Origin of the sequence: Dyella silvae, from assembly GCF_026421305.1 — a bacterium.
Lineage (GTDB): Bacteria > Pseudomonadota > Gammaproteobacteria > Xanthomonadales > Rhodanobacteraceae > Dyella > Dyella silvae.
The window spans coordinates 111,995-128,532 of the sequence record NZ_JAPJBQ010000002.1 but is presented as its reverse complement, the minus strand read 5'-3'; the positions used below and the strand labels follow the sequence as shown (position 1 = coordinate 128,532).

Sequence of the window (16,538 nt, the reverse complement as noted above, 5' to 3'; positions counted from 1 at the left end):
AACCGCAAGATCAGTGTGCTGACGCTGGCGACTGCGTCGCCGGAGGATGCGACGAGCGCACGATCGCCCATACCACCGCGATCAGAAGGATCACCGGCAAACAGAACGGCAGCAGCGCAAGCGCCACGATAGGCGCGATGATCAACAGCGCGAGGCCGCCAAACAAAAAACCAAGCATCGCGCCAACGATGCTGAACAAGCCGCCGATCAGCGCGAAGGTCAGCTTGAACACCACGCCGATGAGTGAGGCCGTGAGCCATACACCCAAAATCAGCATCAAGAGCACAGTCAATGCAATCATGACGTTTCTCCTGCTGGCAGTTGCGCCAGCGACCATATCGCACCGTCGTCATGCAGCCGGCGGGTGCGTATTTCAAGGCCTTTGTTGATGGCATCGTGCGCTTTTGCCATGCGGTGCGCATGTCGCGAAAGTCATGCCGGGTGAAACTCGGCTGGTCATATTCGGGTTACGGGACTTTAACGATACCCGTGCTCCACTGCGGCCCGGTTTCTGTCGAGTAACATCGCATGGCCAAACACATGCACCACCTCAAGGCGCTGCGTGATATCGCGTTTGACTATGGCACGGGTTCGCACCCGGACCTTGCGTCGATGGCAAGGGAACTGAGCCGGATGGTGCACCAGAACCGGCAGCCGCTTAACGATGGCCTGGCCGGTTTGCGCACGCGCAACCAGGGTTTCGAGCGCTGGCTGGTGTCCCGTCGCGGCAAGCCAGAAATCAGCGTGTTGGTCATGACCTGGCCGGCCAATCACGCCACCCCGATTCACGACCACGGTGGCCTGTGGGGGCTGGAAATGGCCCTGCATGGCGCACTCGAAGTGCAGTCTTGGGAACACGACGCTCAAGGTGAAGCACTGCGTCAGGCCGGCAGCGACTGGCTGGGCCCTGGCGACGCCAGCTGGTTCGATGCCGACGACCGCTACGCGCACCGCTGCCGCAACCTTTCCCGGCACGAAACCGCGCTCACGCTTCACGTGTACGGTGGTGATCTGGCACAGTACCTCATCTACCAAGAAGCCGGGAAAGCCGGCCAGTGGCTCAAAAAGCAACAGCACAGCGCTATTGCCGGGCGTCTGTTGTACGCCTGAGCTACACCGAATCAGCGTTTTTTTAAGGGAGTGGCATGTATCGACGGGTCGCCATCATCGGCGGCGGCGCTGCAGCGGCAGCGCTGCTAAGCGAGCTGCTGGAACGCCGGCCGCCGCAGCCGTTGCATCTGGACTGGTATACGGGCGGCAACGCTTCGCCGCGCGGCGTGGCCTATGGCACGCGCTCGGACAAGCACCTTTTGAATGTGCGCGCGGCGTCGATGAGCATGTTTGCCGCCAAGCCGCACGGTTTCCTCGATTTTGCGCAGCGCGGTGACAGCACCATCGCCGGCACTGATTTTCTGCCGCGCCGGCTTTACGGTGATTATCTTGAGGCCGAAGTCACCCGCGCGCTCGCACGCGCCCGCGAAGACGGACACGATGTGCGCGTGCTGCCGTTCCCTGTCGATGCGGTGGTACCCGAGAACGATGGGGTCACGCTGGTACACGGCGAGGAAAACACCCGCGTCGATGCGGCCGTGCTTGCCATTGGGGCCCTGCCTCCGCAACCGCTCGGCGGCGTCAACGAGTCTGCGCTCGCGAGTGGCCAGTACGTCACCGATCCGTGGCGTTTCCTTGCCTCGGTGAAGCCTGATTCGCGCCCGCGCAAAGTGGTGCTGATCGGCCTCGGCCTCACGGCCGTTGATGTGCTGCTGGAACTTTCGGCGTTGTGGCCGAACGCCACGTTTGAGGCGATATCACGTCACGGCCTGTTGCCGGAACCGCATCTGGAGAGCGCTTCTGCGCCTGCCGATGACAGCAGCGATCTGATCGAAGCGATGCGCGAGTCGCCCGTCATTCGGCTTTGGATGCGCCTGGTGCGCGAAGCCATCGCGCAGAGCAGCGACTGGCGCACGGTAACCGACAGTCTGCGTCCACATACGCCATCGCTATGGGCGTTGCTTCCTGAAGTGGAACGTTCTCGCTTCCTGCGTCACGCGCGCTGGGCATGGGAACGCGTGCGCCATCGCATGCCACCCCAGGTGATGACCGCCATACGGGCTCTGGAGCGTGATGGCCGCCTGCATCGCCGCCGCGGCCGCTTGCAGGCCGTGCATGTGGTCGGCGACAAACTGCAGGTGGATGTTCGCGCGCATTACGGCGAAGCCGATGCCACACTGGATGCCGACCTGGTGATCCAGACGGTTGGCCTCAATACCGATGTGCGCCGCACGCAGCACCCCCTGATCCGGCAGTTGGCCACCAACGGCCATGTGACGCCCGATGCATTGGGACTGGGCTGCCATGCCACCCCGGAAGGACGTCTGCAGCATGACGGCCATACCTGGCCACACTTCTACGCCATTGGCACGCTGCTGCGTGGCGTCCTGTGGGAATCGACGGCGATGCCGGAGATCCGACAGCAGGCGCGGCATTTGGCGGATCGCCTGCTTGAAAGCGAGAAGTGAGTGAAGAAGAACGAGGAGTGAGTGAAGAGAAGTGAGGAGTGAGAGAGAGCTGTCACGGCTTTTCTCTAACTTCTCACTGCTCTTCACCCACTCCTCGCTTTTCCCTCAGAAGCCGCTCAACACCAGTTTGCCAATAGTGCTGGCGCTTTCCAGTTGAACGTGTGCGCGGCGAACATTCGCTGCGCTGATCGTGCCCAGGTTCTCTCGCAGCGTGCTGCGCAGCACGCCCGCATCGACGAGATCCGCAGCTTCATTGAGCAGCTGGTGCTGTGCCTGCATGTCGTCGGTGTGGAACAACGAGCGGGTGAACATCGACTCCCAGTGCAACGACTGACTCTTCGCCTTGAGCAGACGGATATCAGGTGGTGTGGCGGGATCGTCGATCAGTCCGAGTTTGCCTTGCGGTTTGAGAAGCTCAGCCAACGCGGCGAAATGCTGATCGGTGTGAGTAAGGCTGAGTGCTACGTCGACGCCCTGCGGTGCCACCGCCTTTACCGCAGCGACCAGATCACCATGATGGTCGACCACGTGATGGGCCCCCATCTCTTTCACCCATGCGCGCGTGTCCTCGCGTGACGCCGTACCGATCACGGTGTAGTTAGTCAGCCGACGCGCGAGCTGAATCGCCATCGAGCCCACCCCACCGGCACCGCCAACCACCAGCACCACACCGCTGCGCGCGCTGCTGCCACGCGGCACGCCGAGCCGGTCGAACAACAATTCCCACGCGGTGATGGTGGTCAACGGCATGGCTGCGGCATGGGCGAAATCCAGGGTGGACGGCTTGCGCCCCACGATGCGCTCGTCCACCAGCTGAAACTCGGCGTTACTGCCGGGGCGATCGATAGCACCGGCATAAAACACCTCATCCCCGGGTTTGAACAGCGTGACGTCCGCGCCCACCGCCACCACGGTGCCGGCGGCATCCCAGCCGAGCACCTTGTCGGCGCCCTGCGGGTCGACCCGCTTACGTACTTTGGTGTCCACCGGATTGACCGAAACGGCCTCGACTTTCACCAGCAGATCACGTCCCTGCACTACCGGCACCGGCAACTCGACATCGAGCAGACTCTGCGGATCAGTGATGGGAAGGATGTGTCGGTAGGCAACGGCTTTCATGCGGCTCTCCTTGGGCATGCCGAATATCAGGGGATGATTTTGCGCTGACGAAAGTCGTCAAACAGTCGCGTGAACATCGCTTTCGTTTCCACATGCTCGTGGAAGCCGAAGCGGCGCGCCTTGGAGCCATCGCCAAACATGTCGTAATCCCAGGAGAATACGAAGTCCGCGAAGCGCCAGGATGACACTTCAGCCCAGCTATGCGGCGCCAGGCCACAGCGCTCGCCCATGGTGCGCCACAGCGGCGCCTTATCGGCCATCACCGTGTCGAGCGACAGCGGCAGCGGTGGCGCGACCTCCAGCCCGAAATAGTCGGCGATGAAAGGCCACATCTCGTTCCAGCGAAACAGGTCGCCATTGGTGATGTTGAAGGCCTGATTGGCGCAACGTGGCTCGGTAGCGGCCCACACGGTGGCGCGTGCGAGCAGGCCTGCGTCGGTCATTTCAAGCAAGTGGTCGTAGGCCCCGGGTTTGCCCGGAAACCGCAACGGCAGGCCCAGCTCCTTGCTGATGGACGCATACACGGCGATGGCGAGCGCAAGATTCATGGGATTGCCGAGGGCAACTCCACCCACCACCGCAGGGCGAATCGCCGACCAGTTCCACGCCTTGCCGTGTTGACGTTCTTCCAGAAAACGTTGCTGGTCGTGCATGAATTCCGGCGGCATGAAGGCCGCATCCGTTTCCCTGGCCGGCGTTTTGAACGGGCCAAGGTGACCACCGTAGACCTTGTAGCCCTGCATCAGGCTGATGTGCTCGAGCCCCTTGGCTACCGGTTCGATGACGTCGACCACATTCACCAGCATGGCGAGATTCGGCGGCACCAGTTCCGCCCAGGTCGGGCGATCCTGATAGGCCGTGTAGAACACATGCGTTACGCCGGCAAGTTCGCCGAGCTTCTTGCGCGTGTCGTCGATGTCCAGAAGATCAACGGCGATGTGGCGAACGCGCCCCTGATCCGTACCACCGCGGCGCGAGAGCCCGACCACCTGCCAGTCTTCCAGCATCGACAAGTGATCGATCAGATGACGGCCGATCACGCCCTGCGCGCCGACCACCAGCGCGACCTTGGTTTGCTTGCTCACTGACATTCCTTTGTTCGAGGGGAAAGACAACGCATCAGGCACAGGCAGCGCACGCCGCCGTGCGAGTGCGGTGGCGGCGCTCAAGCGATGCGCTGACCAAGGTCACCAGCAGGCCAAGCAGCGCCACCACCGCCCCGGCGACGCTCACGGAGGGCAGACCGAGGTTCATGTCGATCATCGCGCCGCCGATGAAGGCGCCGATGGCATTGCCGAGATTGAACGCGGCGATATTGAGCGTCGAGGCGAGATGCGGGCCTTCGCTCGCCTGTTGCACCACACGCATCTGCAGCGGCGGCACCGTGGCGAAAGCAGCGATACCCCAGACGAATACGGTGACGACGGCCGCGATCGTGTTGTGCATGGTCCAGGCGAAGGCGAACATGATCAGCGCCAGCATCACCAGCACAGCGGTCAGCGACGGCATCAGGCGCCAGTCCGCCAGCCGGCCGCCCAACATGTTGCCGATGGTCGTGCCGAGGCCAAACAGGATCAGCACCCAGCCAGTGGCGCCCACGCTGACATGCGACACCTGCTGCAGAATCGGAGCGATGTACGTAAACACGGTGAACACGCCGCCGAAACCCAGCACCGTCATCAGCAGCGCCAGCAGCACCTGCGGCTGGCGCAGCACGCCCAGCTCGCGCTTCATATGCGGCGACGGCAGGTCCGGCAAGGCCGGCACCAGACGCCACACGGCGATGGCCGCCACAACGCCCAGCCCGGTCACGGCCGCGAAGGTGGCGCGCCAGCCGGCCCACTGGCCCAGGAAGGTACCGAACGGCACGCCCAGCACGTTGGCCAGGGTCAGGCCGGTAAACATCAGGGCGATGGCGCGCGCGGCCTGTCCACGAGGCACGACATGCGAAGCCACCACGGCGCCGATGCCGAAGAACGAACCATGACAGAACGCCGCCACCACGCGTGCCACCATGAGCACGCCGTAATTCGGCGCCACGGCGCAGAGAGCGTTGCCCAGAATGAACAGGCTCAGCAGCAGCAGAAGTGCGTTGCGGCGCTCCAGGCGGGCGGTCAGCGCCGCCAGCAACGGCGCGCCGGCAGCCACGCCCAACGCATAACCGGACACCAGCAGGCCGGCAGAAGGAATGCTCACCCGCAGGTCGCTCGCCACTTCGGGCAGCAGGCCCATGATCACGAATTCGGTGGTCCCGATGGCGAAGGCCGCCACGGACAACGCGAGCAGGGCCAGGCGCGACGAACCCGCCTGGGCGGAGACGTCGATGGAAGGATGGGGCTTCATGGCGGGACAATCCGGGGGAGACGGCCGTCACTGTGCGCCTTGTCGAACCTATCGGGAATTGAGCAAACTAGAGAGGCATCTTTTCCAAAAAGTTGAAGATGGTCGATTTCGAAGACATGCGGCTGTTCGTCCGCGCCGTCACCGATGGCAGCCTGTCGGCCGCCGGGCGGGAGCTTGGGCTGTCGCCCGCGGCAGCCAGCAAGCGCCTGAACCGGCTGGAGCAGGCGCTGGGGGTCCGCTTGCTTCAGCGCAGCTCGCGCCGGCTCCTGCTCACCGAAGAGGGGACGATTTATTTCGAACGCTGCCAGGCCATCATCGCGGATGTGGACGATGCCAATTCAGCGGTCGGGATGGGGCAGCTTGAGGTACGCGGTCAGCTCCATATCTCCGCGTCAGTGGACATGGGGCGCCAGTACATCGGCCCGATAGCTGCCGATTTCGCCGCCCAGCACCCACAACTGAAGCTGCGCATCACCAACTCCGACGCCATGCTGGATCTGTTCGAGCACGGTGTGGATGTGGCCGTGCGCGGCGGCAGCATGTCCGACTCGCGCCTGGTGTCGCGGCTGCTCGCCAACAACTTTCGCGTGCTGTGCGCCTCGCCGGCGTATCTGGCGCGGCGCGGCCACCCGACCAGCGTGGACGATCTCCAGCGCCACGACTGCCTGATGCTGCACCGCCCCGGCCTCGGCATCCTGCCGTGGATCCTGCAAACACCCGATGGCCCGCGCACGTTGCGGGTGGATGCCGCGATCACCTGCGATAACGGCGACCTCATGCGCGCCCTGGCCGTCGCCGGGCACGGGCTGGCCTTCAAGTCCGCCTGGGATATCGCCGAAGACGTCCGCGCCGGCCGCCTGGTGCCGCTGCTGGGCGACGTGATCATGCCGGAGGCGCATTTCTACGCGATTTATCCCAGCCGTTGCTATCTGCCTGCACGCATCCGCCGCTTCGTGGATTATCTGCAACAGGAACTGCAGGCACGCGAACGCGAGGTACTCGATACCGTACGCAACGCCATGCGCTGACGGCGCCGGGCACCTCGCACGTACTAACGTCCAACCTATTCACTTCAGAACAAGGCGTTTGGCATGGTGACCACCTTGATCGGCGGCCTTCTCCTGTTGCTGCACATCGCTGGCGTGCTGGCAGCCATGCATGCGGTGATGAATACACGCACGCCGCAGGGCGCCTTCGCCTGGGCGCTGGGTCTGGTCTTGCTGCCGTACATCACCCTGATTCCCTACCTCTACCTGGGGCGTAGCCGCTTCCATGGTTACATCGACCTGCATCGCTTGCGCCGCGGCCAGATGCAGGCATTGGCCGAAACCCAGCTCGTGACCAGCCCGGCCCATCAGGCGGCGTGTGCGCGCTATGGCGAGATCGCCGACATGCTGGGCACGCAGTTCCATGCGGGGCAGCGCCTGCAATTGCTGGTGAATGGCGAAGCCACGTTCACCGCGATTCTCAACGCCATCAGCGAAGCCAGGCATTGCGTGCTGGTGCAGTTTTTCATCATCCACGACGACATGCTGGGCAAGCGCATGCAGCAGGTGTTGTTGGAGCGCGTGCGCGCCGGCGTGGAAGTGTGTGTGTTGTACGACGGTATCGGCAGCCATGCCCTGCCCGGCCACTATGTGGACACGCTGCGCGCAGCCGGCGTCAGCATCCACCCGTTTGCCACGCAGCGACGCAGCAACCGTTTTCAGCTCAATTTTCGCAATCACCGGAAAATCGTGGTGATCGATGGCGTGCGCGGCTTTGTCGGCGGACTCAACGTAGGCGACGAGTACCTCGGCCTCAAGCCACCGCTAGCGCCGTGGCGCGACACCCATCTGCAAATCGATGGCTACGCCGTCGCCGAACTGCAACGCAGCTTCGCCGAGGACTGGCACTGGGTCACGGGCGCGCTGCCGCCGCTGCGCCAACCGGCCTCAGGCCAGGGCAGCGCGCATACCTTGATCGCTGCCACCGGCCCGGCCGACCGGCAGGAGTCGTGCTCGCTGTTCTTCGTGACACTGATTCACGCCGCACGCCGGCGACTATGGATCACCACGCCCTACTTCGTGCCCGATCTGGCGGTGATGGCAGCGTTGCGGCTGGCGGTATTCCGTGGCGTGGACGTGCGTGTGCTTATTCCCTCACGCCCTGATCACCACACCGTGTTTCTCGCCTCGAGCCTGTACGCGCACGATGCCGTGCGCGCGGGCATTCGCGTGTTCCGCTATCAACCTGGTTTTTTGCATGAGAAGGTGCTGCTGGTCGACGATGACACGGCGTCGGTAGGCAGCATGAATCTCGACAACCGCTCGTTCCGCCTCAACTTCGAGATCAGCGCGCTGAATGTGGATCGCGCCTTCGCCAGTCAGGTAGAAGCCATGCTGGTGGAAGATTTTTCACACTCGCACCAAGTGACCGAGGCGGAGTACCTGAGGGCGCCGTACTTGCGGCGCTTGGCCATGCATGTGGCGCGACTGTTCGATCCCGTGCTTTGAGAAGAGTGAGGGGGGAGAAGTGAGAGAAGAGCTTCAGGCTTTGCTTTCTCTCACTTCTCACTTCTCACTCTTCGCTCTCAGCCAGCCTTGTTCCCGTAGCTCACATACAACGCGCCGGTAAGCGCCGCTGCTGCAAGTGCCATCACCGCGGCCACCGCGAACATCGGCCCATAACGTCCGCCTGAGGCGATCCATCCTCCCAAGGGCCCCGTGACACCCAGCGCCACATCGGTGAACACCGAATACGCCGCCAACGCAGCACCCCGGTTACTCACGCTTACCCTTGTCACTGCCACCACGCCCAGTGACGGAAATACCAGAGAAAAACCGATGCCGCACAACGCGGCGCCCAACATGGCCACCGCGACATGGCCTGCCGTCGCCAGCACGATCAGGCCCACGCCTTCGATGAGCAACGACGTCAGCGCCACCCGATAACCGCCGAAGTGCGCAATGGTCCAGCCAAGCACCAACCGCACACCGACGAAACACACGCCGAACAGGCTGAGCGTGGGCGCCGCACCTGCCCATCCCTGGCTGGCGTAGTAGAGCGTGATGAAGGTGGCGATCACGCCGAAACCTACCGCGCCCAGCGCGAGCCCCATGCCATAAGGCGCTACGCGTCCGAACACATGATGCATGGGCATCCGCTCGCCGCCTTCCACACGTACGGCGGGGCGACGCCAGGCCAGCACCAGCGCGGCCACCGTCACCACCAAACCACCCAGGCCGATGGTGATGAAGCCGCCGGCGGCCACCAGCAGTACGCCCAGCGGCGCGCCCACCGCGAGTGCGCTGTAGGTGGCGACGCCATTCCACGAAATCACTTTGGCCGTGTGCTCGGCGCCTACCCGGCCGATGCCCCACATGATGCAACCGGTCGCCACGCAGCTCTCGCCCACGCCCAACGCCAACCGCGCCAGCAACATCACACCGAACGAGGCCATCGGCCATGGGCGCAGCAGCGCAGCGACCATCATCAGCGCCGCACTGCCACCACACGCCAGCAAGCCAATGAGTGCGGCGCGCTTGGGACCCGCTGTATCGGAGGTTCGCCCCGCAAAGCCCCGGCTGAACAAGGTGGCGAGGTATTGCGAGCTAATCGCCAGCCCGGCCAGCACCGCACCGAAACCCAGGTCGTTGTGCACGAACGGCGGCAGCACGGCCAGCTGCATGCCGATCACCAGATAGGCCAGAAACGTGAAGCTCACGATCTGGACAATCCGCAGGGTCAGCGAAGGACCACTAGCCCCACTTTCAACGTGAGCTTGCATGAGCACGACGCGTGAGGAGTGAGCGCCAGCCGGCGATGCCCATCACGTTCTGTGTGTATGACGTCACTGTTGCATCAGTCAGCGTGACGGCGGCGGCCAAAGACCAGCCAGCCGAGATAGACACCCACAGCCACACCGATAAAGGCGAACAGCGCGCGTGCCCCGAGCCCATCCGGATCATGCACTTCGGCCAGCCGCACGCTCAGTAGCTGCAGCGACTGCACCCGACCGTAGTTGAAATAGAAAAGGTTCCAGAGATCATGGCCGCCGGCCAGGATGACACCCAACAGATAGGCCCAGCCCACTTCCAGCGCCACGCTCCAGCCTTGCGTCCGGCCGAACCAGTGCAGCACTGCAAACAACGCGAACCCCACCGCCGCGGCAATCAGCCCCGCCTCGAATGCGCCCGTCAGGCCGTATCCCATCCACGACTGGTCGTAAGGCATGCCCCTGTCCCATCAATTGCCGAGTGTTGGCATTATGCCTGCAGCTAAGCGAAGGCGGGCTTCGATGCGGTGCCAAGTAAGGTATCCCTTACTCTGAATCACGTACATCGCGTACAGGTGGCTCGTCGAACTCGTCACAACCGTGCACCGGCTCCACAGACTAGACTTTCCGGCCGTAGCCTCTTGCGATCCTGGACGCGTCTATGAGTCACCCCATCAGCAGCCGGGCTGCCCTGATCCTGGTCGATGTGCAGCCGGACTTCATGCCCGGTGGCGCCCTCGCCTGCCATGAGGGCGAGGCCATCATTCCTGGCATCGACCAGCTGTTGAAGAAGCGCGCCTTCCAGCACGTAGTGGCCACGCAGGACTGGCACCCGGCCGGTCATATTTCCTTTGCCACCTCTCACCCCGGGCGCGAACCGTTTGACCGTATTCCTTTGTACGGCCATGCGCAGACCTTGTGGCCACCCCATTGCGTGCAGGACACGCCGGGGGCGGAGCTGCATCCGGCCATCGACTGGAGCGTGGTGGACACCGTGATCCGCAAGGGCGACGACCCGCTCGTGGATTCCTATAGCGGCTTCCGCGAAAACCATGGGCCCAATGGCAAACGTCCCGCGACCCGGCTGCATGCCTGGCTGCGCGAACGTGGCGTGGACGAGGTTTATGTGTGCGGGCTCGCGCGCGATGTGTGCGTGCTCTGGACCGCGCAGGACGCGGTAGATCTCGGCTATCGCACCCACGTGCTGTGGGATCTCACGCGCCCGGTATCACCCACCACCGATATCGCGACGCGCTTGCGCTATGACCAGTTGGGCGTCGACGTGATGACGTTCACCGCGATCGTCTAGCCACCCTTTTTAACCGTCATTTTCGGAAGCGGCACTCACGTGTAGCTCACCGTCTTCATCGACATCCACAGCGATGTCGATCGGCCGGCAACAGACCTGGCAGTCCTCGATATAGCGCTGGCTGTCCACCGAAGCATCCACCAGGATCTCGATGGGTTCACCGCAATACGGGCAGTGGATCAGCACGGATTCAAGCACGGCACCCCACCTCATGACGGCGGTGGCGCGAGGCGCCACCGCACGCGGAGTCGCTCAGCGCTTGGCCAGCGACAGAGACGAACCCCACTTATTCACTTCCACTACGGCGCTCTCGCCCGCCGCCAGCGTGGTATTCACGCTCGCCTTGCTGCCTGGCTTATGGCACGCGCCGGAATTCTGCAGCGACACCACATGCTCGCCACTGGGCAGATACAGCGACACTTGCTCGCCGGTTTCCAGCTGCGCGGCGAACTTGTCGTCGACCATGATTTGTGCCGAGCAACCGCCGCCGAAATAACCGTTGCTGCGTACGATCTGCAGCGTGGCATCGCCACCGCCCGGCGTCTGGTACAGGAACACGCGATTGGATACGGCGTCCTTGATCACTTTGTCGTGGTTGTTGGTCACGCCGCAGCCGGCAAGGGCCAGTGCTGCCAACGTCATCGCACCCGCGATGTATTGCATGGTTTTCATCACCAGACTCCATCTTGATGGTCAATGGATTGAGCATCGCGAACGCGCGATCAACCTCCCGTGAATCGTACGCTCACGTGGCCGGAGGTTCCCATGCCGAAGGACACAGGATGACAAACCAGCCCTCCCGAGCCGTACGGCGCGCAAGCTGCAGCACCGCCTTGTCCTTGCTTAGCAACCACCGCGCACCGGATGCGAGCGCCAGTTCCAGGAACTTCTGGTCGTCAGGGTCGGCGCATCGGGGGAGTTTCACGTCCCGGCCGTGTGTCAGTTGCCCCGCGGGCAACAGCGACACCCAGCGGTCGAAAGCGGTGCCGGCATCGCGGCGCACCTCCTCGGCCAGGCCCAGCTCGGGATAATCCAGGACGGCCAGCCACTCGGCACGGCAAGGCTCGTCCACTACCGCCTGCGCCAGCCCTGCCTGCAGTGCGGCCATGAGACGTTCGCAGGCGGGGTCGCGAAACACGAACAGATCGAGCGCGACATTGGTATCAAGAACGAGGCGTGGCGTAGCTACTGACATGGCGCGCATGGTGGCACAGCAAGCCGGGTAAAATGAGCACCCTCGCCTTACGGACCACCGACATGACTGAACGCCTTTTTGACGACTACGCAGCACACGCCACGGCAGTCGCTGAGGGCTCGCGTTTCGCCGCCTGCATCGTGGTCACCCCGCGTGGCCGCAGCGGCTATCCCGTGTACTACGCGGTGTGCGAGAACCGTAGCTTCCGTGACAAGACGCAGGCCGAAGAGGCCGCCGCCAAGGCCCTGGCCGCCATCATGACGCTGGAAGGCGACGGTACGCCGGTGTTCCCCGAAGGCTATACCGGCTTCGACGACGAACCGCCCGCCGCATGACGCCACTGAAGTACCTCGGCGGCTATCCGCCGCCGCTGCTGGACAAGGTGCGTCGGCTGATCGAGCGCGACGAGCTGGGCGACTATCTGCAGCGGCGCCACCCGGGACGCCACGAGATCCAGAGCGACAAGGCCCTGTACGCCTATACCAATGCGCTCAGGCAGGAACATCTGCGCAATGCGCCTGGCATCGACCGCGTTTGGTACGACAGCAAGCTCGATGTGATCGGACGCGCGCTGGGTCTCCACACGGCGATCTCGCACGTGCATGGCAGCCGCCTGAAGGCACGCAAAGAAATACGCATTGCCTCGCTGTTCCGCGACACGGCGCCCGAGTTTCTCCAGATGATCGTGGTGCACGAGCTGGCCCACCTGAAGGAAACCGAGCACAACAAGGCGTTCTACCAGCTGTGCGAATACATGCAGCCGGACTATCACCAGCAGGAACTAGACCTGCGCCTTTATCTGACCTGGCGCGATATCCTCGCGGCCCGCACTGCATAGCCGGACAGGCGCCGCGATAGAATGCGGGAACCCCAACCTGCCCATGGTTCCACGCGATGCCTCACTGGCTGCATCGGCTGTTCAACCGCCCCCGCACCGTCCAGGTCGGCGGCCGCCCTTTCATCAGCCAGGGTCTGACACGGCGCTTTTGGGACGACATCTACCACGTCGCTTTGACGATACGCTGGCCGACCTTTTTCGGCCTGGCCGCCACCGTCTTCCTGCTCGTCAACATGCTGTTCGCGGTGCTCTACCAGTTGGGCGACCGTGCTATCGCCAACCAGTTTCCCGCGGACTTCAGCGGCGCGTTTTTCTTCAGCGTCGAGACGTTGGCCACGGTGGGTTACGGCGATATGCATCCGCAGACGCTGTATGGGCACATCGTAGCGACGGTGGAAATCTTCATGGGCATGCTGAGCATTGCCTTGGTCACCGGCCTGGTGTTTGCCCGTTTCTCGCGCCCGCGCGCCAAGATCATCTTTGCGAATCATCCCGTGATCCGCCGCATTCACGGCCAACCCACACTGATGGTGCGCGCGGCCAACGCGCGGCAGAACGTGATCGCCGAAGCGTCGGCCAAGCTGCACCTGCTGATGCGTGAGACATCCCCCGAAGGATTCCACATTCGGCGCATTCATGATCTGAAGCTGATGCGTGACCGGCACCCGGTCTTTACGCTCAGCTGGAGCGTGATGCACATCGTCGACGAAAGCAGTCCGCTGTTCGGGCTGGATATGGCCGCCTTGCAGGAAGCAGAAGCCACGCTGATGCTTTCCATCGAAGGTATCGACGAAACCACGTCGCAACCCATGCTGGCCAGGAATCAGTGGAGTCACCGCGAATGGCGCTGGAACCATCGCTACGTCGATCTGGTGTTTGACGACGAGTTCGGCGTCAGCCACATCGACTATGGCGTGTTCCATCACGTGTTGCCCGTCGACGAGACCGACGACAGCGAGTCCTGACGCACCATGAAACGCTGTTACAAGGTCAACAACACCTTGCCGATGGCAGCACGGCTTTCCAGATAGGCGTGTGCTTGTGCGCCATCGCGTAGCGGGAAGCGCTTCGCGATGTGAGGCTTTACGTCGCCCTGGCGAATCTGTTCAAACAAGGCCGCCGCGCGCTCACGCCGCACGTCTGGGCCAGTAAGCACGTTCCACAGATCGCCACCGGTAAGGGTGAGCGAACGATCCATCAGCAGACGCGGATCGACAAAATCCGGATCGCCCGCCGCCATGCCATAGAACACCACCGTACCGCCAATACGCGCAGCAGCCAGACTGTCAGGCAGCGTGCGCCCCACCGAGTCGTACACCACATGGGCACCGTGGCCACCGGTCAGGGCACGGGTCGCCTGCACCCAGTCGTCGTAACCCACCGCGACATCCGCCCCGGCGGTGATCACTGCGTCGCGCTTGGCCTCGCTCGATGCGATCCCCAATACCACGGCGCCGAGCGCCTTGAGCATCTGCACCAACAGCAAGCCAACGCCACCGGCTGCCGCATGTACGACGGCAACATCACCGGCTCGCGCCACGAAACTGTCGGTCACCAGATACTGAGCCGTGAGACCCTGCAGCAACACGGCGGCAGCCGTGTCGACATTGATGTCATCGGGCAGCGGAATCAGTCGATCCCGATCCACTGCCACCAGTTCGGCGTTTGCGTGCGGCATATCCGCAAAGCCCACCCGCGTGCCGGCCGGGAACACGCTGTCGCCTGCGATGGCACGCTCGACAACGCCAGCCCCTTCATAACCCAGCACCCAGGGCGCCGAGCCGCTGAGATGGTAGTTGCCATTGCGGCGGTAGACGTCGGCGAAATTCAGACCGACGCTCTTCATGCGCACCAGCACCTGGCCCGGTCCGGGCACCGGGTCCGGTTGTTCGGTCCAACGCAGCACGTCGGCGGATCCAAAGCGATCGAAAGTCAACGCATGCATGGGTTTGTCCTTAGAACCTGGATGACCAGACACATGACCGGAGGGGACGGCTAATCACCGCCCCTTGGCCACGACCGAATCAAGCGCCCGGTACCGGAACCTCGCTGGCGCGATTGAAGTCGCCAATCGCCTCGACCAGATCGGTAACAGCCGCGCGTTCCGCCTCGGTGAGGTCGGGGTTCCAGCTGTCGAGGATCATCACCACGCGCGTGGTATCGCTGCGATTCCACGCTTCATGCTCGAAGGTGTCATCGAACGTCACGCAACGCCCTTCCTGCCATTCGTGGATTTCGCCGCCGACGTTGATGGCGCAGTCCTTCGGCACGATCAGAGGCAGATGCGTCACCAGCCGCGTATTGGTCACGCCACGATGCGGCAGGATGTGCGTGCCTGGACGCAGCACGGAGAACAAGGTTTCCGGCGCGTGGTCGCGAATGCGCACCAGCGGAATCGTATCGAGCAAAGCCGAGGTGCGCGGGCAACGCGCGCAATTCTCGTCGAAGCGCTCGCCATGGCGATAGAAGAAGTACCCGTCCCATGCCGCGGGCTGTTGACCGGAGGAACGCAGGTGCCCCTTTAGTTCCTCTGCCGACTGATCGCCGAGGAACGGCAGCAACGGCTGGTTCTCTGCCAGTACCGCCAGCAGTTCCTCGCGAATCACATCCGTGGCCGCTTCAAGGTCGGCCTGCCACGGGAAACGACTCGTCGGGTAATAAGGCTGGCTGGGGATACCCGGGAAATAAAGGAACTTGGGCCGCTGCCGCGGATCGGGCAGACTGGCCGGCTGCTCATCCAGGTACATCGCCAGGCACTGCTCCACGCGTGCGAGTTCGGAGCGGCCATAACGCTGGCGCAAGGGCTCCAGTACCGCATCGAACGTTTGCCGACGTCCCGCTTCGATGACGCTGATCGCATGCTTTACCGCGTCCTGAAGTCCAGGCGCCGTGGTGTCATCACTCATCCAGCGCCCGTGCGCCTGGGCGGTGTTGACCGCTCCGAAATAGGCAAGCACGGCACCCTGCATGTCACCCAGTTGTTCGAGGGCCATGCCCAGGCGCAGACGGGCCACGAACATGCCGTGCTCCATCGCCACGCACCGGCGAAGGCTATCCACCGCACCCGGCAAGTCGCCCACCGCCATCTGCACCGTGCCCAACTGATGCAGGATGCCTGGATTGTGAGGCTCCAGCTGACTCGCCGTAATGAGCATGGCCAGGGCGCGTACCGCATCGCCTCGCACCAGATGGCGGCTGGCTAAAAACTGCAGCGCCTCGAGATGGTTGGGGTCCACTTGCAACAAGCGGGCGAAATACTGTTCGGCCTGCATCACATCGCCGTTCCGCAGCCCGTTGACGGCCAGCTCGCGCAAGGCCACGGCGCCCGCATCCATACCACTTGTCATTCGATCCCCGCCCTCATAAAACGTTACCCTCCCCGGGAATGCCGCGGGCTTTGCCGCGGCGCGTCTGGGCATAATAGTGCCGTTTCGAGCAGCCGCGGGCAGTTTCGGGCA

At 63.4% G+C, this 16,538-nt stretch carries 19 protein-coding genes; 8 read left to right on the top strand and 11 right to left on the bottom strand.

Annotated elements, in window-relative coordinates; translation table 11 throughout:
• Positions 1 to 10 precede the first annotated feature (10 nt).
• Positions 11 to 301 (bottom strand): hypothetical protein, encoded by a 291-nt coding sequence (locus tag OQE56_RS04795; protein ID WP_267222114.1) that lies wholly within the window; start codon positions 299 to 301, stop codon positions 11 to 13.
• 227 nt (positions 302 to 528) lie between these two features.
• Here OQE56_RS04795 and OQE56_RS04790 point away from each other — a divergent pair, with 227 nt between their 5' ends.
• Both OQE56_RS04790 and OQE56_RS04785 read left to right on the top strand, forming a co-directional pair.
• Entirely contained in the window at positions 529 to 1,110 is a 582-nt protein-coding gene (locus tag OQE56_RS04790; RefSeq protein WP_267222113.1) for a cysteine dioxygenase, read from the top strand.
• A 35-nt stretch (positions 1,111 to 1,145) separates the two neighbouring features.
• Positions 1,146 to 2,519, top strand: coding sequence for an FAD/NAD(P)-binding protein (locus tag OQE56_RS04785; RefSeq protein ID WP_267222111.1), 1,374 nt, complete (start codon positions 1,146 to 1,148; stop codon positions 2,517 to 2,519).
• A 105-nt stretch (positions 2,520 to 2,624) separates the two neighbouring features.
• On the opposite strand, the gene OQE56_RS04780 is transcribed toward OQE56_RS04785, so the two are convergent.
• From OQE56_RS04780 to OQE56_RS04770, 3 genes are read right to left on the bottom strand one after another with little or no spacing between them, the layout of a single operon-like run.
• The gene (locus OQE56_RS04780) at positions 2,625 to 3,638 is read right to left on the bottom strand and encodes a zinc-binding alcohol dehydrogenase family protein (protein WP_267222110.1); all 1,014 of its coding nucleotides are present in this window, start codon (positions 3,636 to 3,638) and stop codon (positions 2,625 to 2,627) included.
• 26 nt (positions 3,639 to 3,664) lie between these two features.
• Entirely contained in the window at positions 3,665 to 4,729 is a 1,065-nt protein-coding gene (locus tag OQE56_RS04775; protein ID WP_267222108.1) for an SDR family oxidoreductase, read from the bottom strand.
• 28 nt (positions 4,730 to 4,757) lie between these two features.
• A complete protein-coding gene (locus OQE56_RS04770) occupies positions 4,758 to 5,981 on the bottom strand; it encodes an MFS transporter (RefSeq protein WP_267222106.1) in 1,224 nt (407 codons plus the stop codon).
• 98 nt (positions 5,982 to 6,079) lie between these two features.
• Between OQE56_RS04770 and OQE56_RS04765 the strand changes: the two genes are divergently transcribed.
• Both OQE56_RS04765 and cls read left to right on the top strand, forming a co-directional pair.
• Positions 6,080 to 7,009: a LysR family transcriptional regulator gene (locus tag OQE56_RS04765; protein ID WP_267222105.1), complete on the top strand. Its 930-nt coding sequence runs from the start codon at positions 6,080 to 6,082 to the stop codon at positions 7,007 to 7,009.
• A 63-nt stretch (positions 7,010 to 7,072) separates the two neighbouring features.
• Positions 7,073 to 8,476, top strand: a complete 1,404-nt coding sequence (cls, locus tag OQE56_RS04760) for a cardiolipin synthase (protein ID WP_267222103.1) — start codon at positions 7,073 to 7,075, stop codon at positions 8,474 to 8,476.
• Positions 8,477 to 8,553: 77 nt separating this feature from the next.
• On the opposite strand, the gene OQE56_RS04755 is transcribed toward cls, so the two are convergent.
• Positions 8,554 to 9,750: an MFS transporter gene (locus OQE56_RS04755; protein ID WP_267222101.1), complete on the bottom strand. Its 1,197-nt coding sequence runs from the start codon at positions 9,748 to 9,750 to the stop codon at positions 8,554 to 8,556.
• Positions 9,751 to 9,824: 74 nt separating this feature from the next.
• Entirely contained in the window at positions 9,825 to 10,196 is a 372-nt protein-coding gene (locus tag OQE56_RS04750; RefSeq protein ID WP_267222099.1) for a hypothetical protein, read from the bottom strand.
• Positions 10,197 to 10,399: 203 nt separating this feature from the next.
• Here OQE56_RS04750 and pncA point away from each other — a divergent pair, with 203 nt between their 5' ends.
• Positions 10,400 to 11,047, top strand: coding sequence for a bifunctional nicotinamidase/pyrazinamidase (gene pncA, locus OQE56_RS04745; RefSeq protein ID WP_267222098.1), 648 nt, complete (start codon positions 10,400 to 10,402; stop codon positions 11,045 to 11,047).
• Positions 11,048 to 11,056: 9 nt separating this feature from the next.
• On the opposite strand, the gene OQE56_RS04740 is transcribed toward pncA, so the two are convergent.
• The 3 genes from OQE56_RS04740 to OQE56_RS04730 form a co-directional block, all read right to left on the bottom strand.
• A complete protein-coding gene (locus OQE56_RS04740; RefSeq protein ID WP_267222097.1) occupies positions 11,057 to 11,245 on the bottom strand; it encodes a CPXCG motif-containing cysteine-rich protein in 189 nt (62 codons plus the stop codon).
• A gap of 54 nt (positions 11,246 to 11,299) precedes the next feature.
• Positions 11,300 to 11,719: a hypothetical protein gene (locus tag OQE56_RS04735; protein WP_267222095.1), complete on the bottom strand. Its 420-nt coding sequence runs from the start codon at positions 11,717 to 11,719 to the stop codon at positions 11,300 to 11,302.
• 73 nt (positions 11,720 to 11,792) lie between these two features.
• A complete protein-coding gene (locus OQE56_RS04730) occupies positions 11,793 to 12,251 on the bottom strand; it encodes a PIN domain-containing protein (RefSeq protein WP_267222094.1) in 459 nt (152 codons plus the stop codon).
• Positions 12,252 to 12,304: 53 nt separating this feature from the next.
• On the opposite strand from OQE56_RS04730, the gene OQE56_RS04725 reads away from it, so the two are divergent.
• From OQE56_RS04725 to OQE56_RS04715, 3 genes are read left to right on the top strand one after another with little or no spacing between them, the layout of a single operon-like run.
• Entirely contained in the window at positions 12,305 to 12,577 is a 273-nt protein-coding gene (locus OQE56_RS04725) for a hypothetical protein (protein ID WP_267222092.1), read from the top strand.
• The gene (locus OQE56_RS04720) at positions 12,574 to 13,080 is read left to right on the top strand and encodes a YgjP-like metallopeptidase domain-containing protein (protein WP_267222091.1); all 507 of its coding nucleotides are present in this window, start codon (positions 12,574 to 12,576) and stop codon (positions 13,078 to 13,080) included. Before OQE56_RS04725 ends, OQE56_RS04720 begins: the two co-directional genes overlap by 4 nt.
• 56 nt (positions 13,081 to 13,136) lie before the next feature.
• Complete coding sequence (locus OQE56_RS04715) at positions 13,137 to 14,045, top strand: ion channel (RefSeq protein ID WP_267222089.1); 909 nt, start codon at positions 13,137 to 13,139, stop codon at positions 14,043 to 14,045.
• Positions 14,046 to 14,062: 17 nt separating this feature from the next.
• Here the strand turns inward: OQE56_RS04715 and OQE56_RS04710 are convergent, their stop codons facing one another.
• Positions 14,063 to 15,025, bottom strand: coding sequence for a quinone oxidoreductase family protein (locus OQE56_RS04710; protein WP_267222088.1), 963 nt, complete (start codon positions 15,023 to 15,025; stop codon positions 14,063 to 14,065).
• 79 nt (positions 15,026 to 15,104) lie between these two features.
• Entirely contained in the window at positions 15,105 to 16,427 is a 1,323-nt protein-coding gene (locus OQE56_RS04705) for an aspartyl/asparaginyl beta-hydroxylase domain-containing protein (RefSeq protein ID WP_267222086.1), read from the bottom strand.
• Positions 16,428 to 16,538 lie beyond the last annotated feature (111 nt).